Source organism: Paracoccus sphaerophysae (assembly GCF_000763805.1).
Taxonomy (GTDB): Bacteria; Pseudomonadota; Alphaproteobacteria; order Rhodobacterales; family Rhodobacteraceae; genus Paracoccus; species Paracoccus sphaerophysae.
This window is the reverse complement of record NZ_JRKS01000106.1, coordinates 1-6,269: the sequence shown is the minus strand read 5'-3', so window position 1 is coordinate 6,269 and position 6,269 is coordinate 1. Positions and strand designations below refer to the sequence as shown.

General features: G+C 72.2%; 7 protein-coding genes. 4 read left to right on the top strand and 3 right to left on the bottom strand.

Translation table 11 applies throughout. From position 1 onward, the window contains the following. The coding region (locus IC63_RS16245) for a GNAT family N-acetyltransferase (protein ID WP_036722482.1) at window positions 1–592 on the top strand (592 nt) is incomplete at its 5' end. Here IC63_RS16245 and IC63_RS16240 read toward each other — a convergent pair. Next, on the bottom strand, window positions 570–1,040 hold the full coding sequence (locus IC63_RS16240) for a GNAT family N-acetyltransferase (RefSeq protein ID WP_036722479.1): 471 nt from the start codon (window positions 1,038–1,040) through the stop codon (window positions 570–572). The genes IC63_RS16245 and IC63_RS16240 overlap by 23 nt on opposite strands. Beyond that, window positions 1,037–2,668: an MFS transporter gene (locus IC63_RS16235; RefSeq protein ID WP_036722477.1), complete on the bottom strand. Its 1,632-nt coding sequence runs from the start codon at window positions 2,666–2,668 to the stop codon at window positions 1,037–1,039. Before IC63_RS16235 ends, IC63_RS16240 begins: the two co-directional genes overlap by 4 nt. Window positions 2,669–2,773: 105 nt before the next feature. Here IC63_RS16235 and IC63_RS16230 point away from each other — a divergent pair, with 105 nt between their 5' ends. Further along, complete coding sequence (locus IC63_RS16230; RefSeq protein WP_036722475.1) at window positions 2,774–3,142, top strand: hypothetical protein; 369 nt, start codon at window positions 2,774–2,776, stop codon at window positions 3,140–3,142. 48 nt (window positions 3,143–3,190) lie between these two features. Here IC63_RS16230 and IC63_RS16225 read toward each other — a convergent pair whose 3' ends face one another. Beyond that, on the bottom strand, window positions 3,191–3,469 hold the full coding sequence (locus IC63_RS16225) for a GlsB/YeaQ/YmgE family stress response membrane protein (RefSeq protein ID WP_036722473.1): 279 nt from the start codon (window positions 3,467–3,469) through the stop codon (window positions 3,191–3,193). A 366-nt stretch (window positions 3,470–3,835) separates the two neighbouring features. Between IC63_RS16225 and IC63_RS16220 the strand changes: the two genes are divergently transcribed. Together IC63_RS16220 and IC63_RS16215 are read left to right on the top strand one after the other, a co-directional pair. Continuing rightward, the gene (locus IC63_RS16220; RefSeq protein ID WP_036722472.1) at window positions 3,836–4,654 is read left to right on the top strand and encodes a L,D-transpeptidase; all 819 of its coding nucleotides are present in this window, start codon (window positions 3,836–3,838) and stop codon (window positions 4,652–4,654) included. Between the two features lie 171 nt (window positions 4,655–4,825). Then, window positions 4,826–5,815, top strand: a complete 990-nt coding sequence (locus tag IC63_RS16215; protein ID WP_156965531.1) for a hypothetical protein — start codon at window positions 4,826–4,828, stop codon at window positions 5,813–5,815. The last annotated feature ends 454 nt before the right edge of the window (window positions 5,816–6,269 follow it).

Genomic DNA, 6,269 nt, shown 5'->3' with positions numbered 1-6,269 from the left:
GCCCAGCGGCGCGCGGGACGCCGCCGCCGCGCTGGTGGCCGAGGCGTTCGCCCGCAAGCTGCGCGCGCCGCTGGGCCGCGGGACGCGGGCGCAGGCGTTTCTCGCGCGGGCGATCGACCCCGGCAAGGTGCTCAGCGCGGTCGCCCCGGATGGCCGGCTGCTGGGCGTCGCGGGCTACCAGATCGCGGGCGAGGGCGGGTTCGTCGGCGGCACCCTGTCGGACCTGGCCGCGATCTATGGCTGGCCCTCGGCGATCTGGCGCAGCGCGGTGTTCCTGGCGCTGTACCGGCCGGCGCCGGGCGGCTGTCTCAACGTCGAAACCATCTGCGTGGCGGCCGGGGCGCGGGGCCGGGGCGTCGGCACCGCGCTGCTGCGGGCGCTCGAGGCCGAGGCCGCGCAGCGGGGGCTTGGCGAATTGCGGCTCGAGGTGACCGACACCAACCCCCGCGCGCGGGCGCTGTATCAGCGGGCCGGGTTCCGGTCGGACCGGGTGACGCGGATGGGGCCGCTGGGGCCGATCTTCGGCTTTGCCCGGGTGATCGGGATGCGGCGGCCCGTTGGGGCTTCGGTCAGCCGAGTTCCAGCGCCATGAAAAGCGACCCCGGCAGCGGGTTGTCGTTATAGCGCGGCGTGTCGCGGAAGCCGAGGCTGCGATACAGCGCGACGGCGGGCACAAAGCTCGCCTGCGTGTCCAGCCGCATCCGCGGATAGCCGGCGGCGCGGGCGGCCTCGATGATCGCCACCGCCAGCGCCCGGCCGGCGCCGGTGCCGCGCGCGGCGGGGCGCAGATACATCCGCTTCATCTCGGCACTGCCGTCGGGCAGGGCGCGCATCGCGCCGATGCCGACCGGCGCGCCCGCCGCCTCGGCGATCAGCATCGCGCCCCGGGGCGGCGCATAGGCGCCGGGCAGCCCGGCCAGCTCGCCGTCCACGTCCTGAAAGCCCAGGTCCAGCTCGAGGCTGTCGATATATTCGACGACCAGGGCGCGGATCGCGGGCAGGTCGTCGGGGAAGCGGGCAGGGCGAACCGTGACGGTCATGCGCCCGGCACGTGGATCTTGCCCAGCAGCGGCAGGTCGTCGGCCGGGCTGACGCTGTGGCGCTCGATCATCCGGTGGACCACCGGGTCGCCCTCGCCCCGGTGCAGGGCGCGCAGCTGCACGGTGACCTCGGCGTCGGACTTGGTGCGGCGCAGGTTGTGGCGGACGTAATCGTCCCAGGTGGCGATGTGATAGGACTCGCTCCAGTGATCGGGGTTTTCCAGGTCGCGCAGCAGCGCCCAGTTACGCGCCCCGTCGCGGCGGCGGATCGCGCGGCGGCGGGCCATCAGGCGCAGGAACCGGGGCGTGTCGGCCAGGTCGATCACGTAGTCCACCATCACCATGATCGGCCCTGACCGACCGCGCAGGTCCAGCGCCAGCGCCGGTTCGCGAAAGGCGTTCGCCGGGTCGAGGTCGAGCTTGCCGAATTCCGGCTGAGTGAACCAGTGGCCGATCACCGCCCCCGCGACCAGCACCCCCGAGGCCCACAGCAGCGCCGTGTTCACGCTTTGCGCGCCGGCGATCGCGCCCCAGACCCAGCTGCCCGCGGCCATGCCGCCAAAGGTCGCGGTCTGATACAGCGCCAGCGCCCGCGCCACGACCCAGCGCGGGGTGGACAGCTGCACGGTGACGTTGAACAGCGACAGCGCCAGCACCCAGGACGCCCCGGCCGGCAGCAGCGCCAGCCCCTGCAGCCAGACATTGTCGGTTAGCGCCAGCACCAGGCAGGCCAGCGCAAAGCCCAGGAAGGCCAGCCGAACGACACGTTCGTTGTTCATCCGCTCGCGGATGCGCGGGTTCGCGGCCGCGCCCAGGATCGCGCCCAGCCCATAGCAGCCCAGCAGCATCCCCAGCATCAGCGATCCGCCCTCGGGGTGGGCCTTGGCGATCAGCGGCAGCAGCGCCAGCACCGCGACGGCCGAAAAGCCGAACAGCGCGCCCCGCGCCAGCACCCGCATCAGGTTCGGCGACAGCGCCACATAGCGCAGCCCGGCGGCGACGGCCGGCCCCAGCGGCTCGCGCGCGCCGACCCGCGGACGCGGCGGCGGACGCCAGCGCAGCATCGCCCAGATCAGCGGCATATAACTGGCCGCGTTGACCGCAAAGGCCGCCGCGGCGCCCCAGATGGCGATGATGAGGCCGCCAGCCGCGGGACCGACCGAGCGCATCAGGTTGAACCCGACCGAGTTCATCGTCACCGCCGCCGGCAGGTCGGCGCGGGGGACGAGATCGCCCATGCTCGCCTGCCAGGGCGGGTTGTAGAGCGCCTGCCCCATCCCGATCAGGAAGGTCAACGCCAGCAGGCTGTAGGGCGACAGCCACCCGGCCCAGGCCGCGACGCTCAGCAGCAGCGACATGCCGAACATGATCGCCAGCGCGCTCAGCAGCAGGGTGCGGCGCTCGAAGATGTCGGCCAGCGCCCCGGACAGCAGCGCGAACAGCATCACCGGCAGCGTGTTCGAGGCCTGCACCAGCGCCACCAGCGTGGCGCTGTCGGTCAGCTGCGTCATCATCCACGCCGCGCCCACCGCCTGCACCAGCCCGCCGAAATTCGACACCAGCGTCGCCGCCCACAGGGTGCGGAACGCCTTGTGACGGAACGGGGCGAGAGCGGAGGAGGCAGCCATGCGCGCGACTTTGGCGCGACTTGCCCGCAGGGGCAATCCGGGTCCGGCGCTTGACGGCGGCGGGCGCGGGACGATGCTTGGGGTTGGTTGACGGAGAGGACCACTATGCAAGCTGCCGCGCCTGCGCGACGCCACGCCCGCCTGCTGGCGCTGCGCGCGATCATGGACGGGCGCGAGGTGCCGGTGGTCGTGCTGCGGGGGGCGGCGGCAGTGGCGCACTACGCGGACCTGCCCGCGGCAGAGGGCGCGGTTCTGGTGGTGACGGCGGCCGACGCCGTGCTGCTGGAAGCGGAGGGGGGCGAGGGCGCCGAGCGGTTGCGGCACGAGCGCGTCTCGCCCGAGCGCCTGTGGGACAGGGTCGCCGCGCTGATCGGCCAGCGGCAGCCCGTCGGCCACGACGGCGAGGCGCCGCCGCTCGCTGGACCGCTGGTCGCGCTGGGCGATCTGATCGCGCGGCAGATGCGGCGGACATGAAAAAACCCCCGCCGCAAGCGACGGGGGTCTTTCCGAGAGCGGCGCGGATCAGGCGCGGTTGAACAGGCGCAGGATCAGCAGCAGGATCACGGCGCCGATGGTCGAGAAGACGATCGAGCCCAGGAAGTTGGTGCCCGCGACGGCGTTGCCGGCAGCCGGGCCGGCGCCCAGGTTCCAGCCCAGGGCCGGGAACAGGAAGTTGGCGATGACGGCGCCGAGCACACCGACGACGATGTTCATGAGCGTGCCTTGGCCATGGCCCTTGACGATCTGGCCAGCCAGCCAACCCGCGATCGCACCGATGATGATGGCGATGATGAATTCCATTGCATTCCCTTCCGAATTCGCACGCCGGGACGCGGCGGCGTCTGCATGGGGCTAAAACCGGCCTGCCCGCAGCCGGTTCCGCGGCCTTCTGCGAATGGCGCGCGCGGGGCCGAAATTGCGGCATTTGGGCAACAGATCACCGCAGATCAAAAAATCGGGTGCGCGGCATTTCTGCCACGTCGCCGCCCCGGTTCCGCCGCCTGCGCCCCCGGAATCTTGACGTTTCCCCCGCGGATGCGGCGTATGGAGCGCGTCCGATCTGCGATCGTCATCTGCTCGGGACGATTCGCCCGATCCCAAGTTGCCACCCACCGGCGCCCGTGATCCTGCATCGCGGCCTGCGCCGAAACCAAGGAATTACCCGCGATGCGTATCGCTTCTGCTGCCCTGCTGGCCGCTGCCCTGGGCCTTGCCGCCTGCGGCCCCGATCCCGTTGCCCAGGCCCAGGCCCAGGCCCCGGCCGCCGCCGCCCCGGTCCCCGGTGTCTACCAGGCCCGGACCGACATCGGCCCCAACGGCGAGCCGCTGGAAATCAAGGCGATCAAGCCCGCCTATCTGCGCGACCGCAACGTCCGCGCGCAGGTGCCCTATAACGGCCCTGACGCCCCCGGCACCATCGTCGTCGATCCCTATGCCCGCTTCCTGTATCTGGTCGAACCCGGCGGCACCGCGACCCGGGTCGGCGTTGCCGTCGGCAAGGCGGGTCTGGGCTTTGCCGGCACCGCGACGGTCGGCCGCAAGGCGAAATGGCCGTCCTGGACGCCGACCGCCAACATGGTCGCGACCGAGCCCGAGCTTTACTCCCAGTTCCGTGGCGGCGTTCCCGGTGGGCTGACCAACCCGCTGGGCTCGCGCGCGCTGTACCTGTACCAGGGCAGCCGCGACACGCTGTACCGGATCCACGGCACGATGGACCCCTCGTCGATCGGCAAGGCGACCTCGGCCGGCTGCATCCGGCTGTTCAACCAGGACATCATTGACCTGTTCGACCGCGTGCCGACCGGCACCCGCGTCAAGGTCCGCACGGCCGCGGAATCGCGCGCGCTGGAAGGCCCGCTGGTCGAGACGCCGGACGGCTACCTGGAGCCCGCCGGGGTTCCGGTCGTGCAGCCGGTCGCTGCCACCGGGGAGCCGGTCGTCACTAGCGCGCCGCTGGTCGAGAGCGCGGTTCCCGCCCGGCTGTGATCGCCCGGCACTGATCCTGGAAAGCCCGGTGCGAAAGCGCCGGGCGTTTTTCTTTGCGGATTTTTCGCCGGCCGCGGCTATCTGTCGGGAACCACCTTCAGAATCAGGCGTTTGCGCAGCGAAACCGTTGCCTTATACCCTCCCCGTGTCGCACCAGAGGATCCGCCCATCATGGCAAGAACCACGACGCCGCCCCGCAAACCCGCCATCGCGCGTGCCACCTCGGCCGGGGGCAAGGCAGCGGGGGAGAGAGCCGCAGGCGCCAAGTCCGGCGTGACCGGAGCCGCAGCGACGCAGGCGGCCGGTACGGGGTCCGACACCGCCAAGCTGATCGAGAAGTCGCGCCAGCCCGCGCTGAGCAAGCACGCCGACCGCACGCTGGGCACGCTGGTGCGCCAGTTGCAGGGCGCCAGCGATGCCGCCAAGGGCGGCGACGACGCGGCGCTGGCCAAGGACCTCGCCGCGGCCCTGCGCCGCGCCAAGGCCGAGACCCGCAAACGCAACTCGGCCGCCGACACGGCCGGAACCACCGACGCGCCCGCGGCGAAGGCCGCCGGCACCGGCGCGGCTCGCGGCGGCGCTGGTAAGGGGGGCGCTGGTAACGGCAGCGCTGGCAAGGGTGCTGCTGCCCGCGGTTACGCTGGCAAGGGTGACGTCCAAGCTGCCGCGGCTGCGCCGGCTTCGGAGTCCTCCAAGCCCGGCGCTGCGAAAGCCGGCGCATCCAAAACCGGCGCAGGGAAAGCCGGCGGACGTGCTGCCGCCACGCGGCCGACACGTGCGGCGGGTCAGGGTCGCGGCGGACGCGGCGCTGCCGCCCGCGCGGCCGATACGGCTGCGTCGCCGGTGCGTGCCATCCGGGCGCCGCGGATGACGCGCCCCGCGCCCGAGGAAACCTCCGAGGCTCTGCCGGCGGCCGGTGCCGCCTCGCGCACCGCGGGCGAGCGGCCCGACAACCGCTCCGTGTCCCCGTCGGCGACGGCGTCCAAGGGCGACGCCAAGGCGCAAAAGGCCGCCGACAAGGCCGCCAAGGCGGAACGCAAGGCCCTCAAGGAGGCCGAGAAAGCCGAACGCCAGCGCGTCCGGGACGCTGAAAAGGCCGAACGCAAGGCCGCCCGAAAGTCCAAGAAGCACGGCGCGGGGGGCAAGGGTAAGAAGGCCTGATCGTAGTGGCCGTTAAGCGCGCCGAGTGATCCGCGCGCGGCAGTCATACCGCGCGTTCCAGACGGCCATCTCCGTGGGGCTCGATTCCCAAAAGCCCGGCGCGCCAGGGCTGCCAGGCGCGGCTCGACCCTCAGTCCCGATCCACAGCGGTCTAACCCCGCCCAGTTCCCTGCCATCTGCGTCGGCGGCTTGCTGCCATCCGCACAATCCCGGCGCTCGCCGCCACGTCGGCCCGAGGGCTTCGGCGTTTTCATCCGACCGGCCCTCTGTTATGTCAGGGCCGGGGTTCGGATGAGGGTTCGTCGTGCGGTTGGTTCTGGGAATTGCGTTTTCGCTGTTGAGCCTCGCGCCGGCGCTGGCGCAATCGACGCCCGACCCGGCCACCGCCCCGCAGCCCGTCCCGGCGCCTGCACCGGCCGGCCTTGCCGCCCCCGACGCCGCCATCCCCGCACCG

What these genes read in the sequence shown, in the direction of transcription:
- IC63_RS16240 (WP_036722479.1), bottom strand. Translation starts at nt 1,040, where the DNA reads ATGACCGTCACGGTTCGCCCTGCCCGCTTCCCCGACGACCTGCCCGCG.
- IC63_RS16235 (WP_036722477.1), bottom strand. Translation starts at nt 2,668, where the DNA reads ATGGCTGCCTCCTCCGCTCTCGCCCCGTTCCGTCACAAGGCGTTCCGC.
- IC63_RS16220 (WP_036722472.1), top strand. Translation starts at nt 3,836, where the DNA reads ATGCGTATCGCTTCTGCTGCCCTGCTGGCCGCTGCCCTGGGCCTTGCC.
- IC63_RS16230 (WP_036722475.1), top strand. Translation starts at nt 2,774, where the DNA reads ATGCAAGCTGCCGCGCCTGCGCGACGCCACGCCCGCCTGCTGGCGCTG.
- IC63_RS16225 (WP_036722473.1), bottom strand. Translation starts at nt 3,469, where the DNA reads ATGGAATTCATCATCGCCATCATCATCGGTGCGATCGCGGGTTGGCTG.
- IC63_RS16215 (WP_156965531.1), top strand. Translation starts at nt 4,826, where the DNA reads ATGGCAAGAACCACGACGCCGCCCCGCAAACCCGCCATCGCGCGTGCC.